Here is a 383-nt window from a genome sequence, read left to right as displayed (position 1 = left end):
CGTATTCCAGCGTGTAGGTTTGACGGAACAGGCCGCTTTGCGTCACGTCAGTTGCATCTTCGAAGTCTTGCCGGAGCGCATCTTTGGAGATGTCCAGCACTTCGATTTTGACGAGGGCGCGAAAGTCGGTCTGATCGACGAGAAAAGCAAGACCGCGCCAGGCCGATTCGAGCTTCTGGAAATCAGCGTGATGGAGGATTGAATCGAGATATCCGTCGAGCCTGGCTTCCACGTCTGTGATAAGGACGTCGAGGCGCGTGGCGTCATGGTGCGCAGACTCGCTTTGCGGCGTTCTGAATTGAGTTGGGTTGAGTCCGGCTTCAGACAGATTCTGCACCATCACGACTTCTTATTCCTTATACGTGCTCGTGCTGCTTTTTCGA

Annotated in this window: 1 protein-coding gene; it reads right to left on the bottom strand. The window is 54.0% G+C overall.

From position 1 onward, the window contains the following. Positions 1-340 (bottom strand): type VI secretion system contractile sheath domain-containing protein (locus tag P7F28_RS10405; protein WP_277184403.1); only part of this gene is annotated, 340 nt, incomplete at its 3' end. Positions 341-383: the final 43 nt, after the last annotated feature.

It is taken from the genome of Caballeronia sp. BR00000012568055 (assembly GCF_029439455.1).
Classification (GTDB): Bacteria; Pseudomonadota; Gammaproteobacteria; order Burkholderiales; family Burkholderiaceae; genus Caballeronia.
The sequence above is the reverse complement of the archived record's forward strand: the minus strand, read 5'-3'. Positions and strand labels throughout refer to the sequence as shown.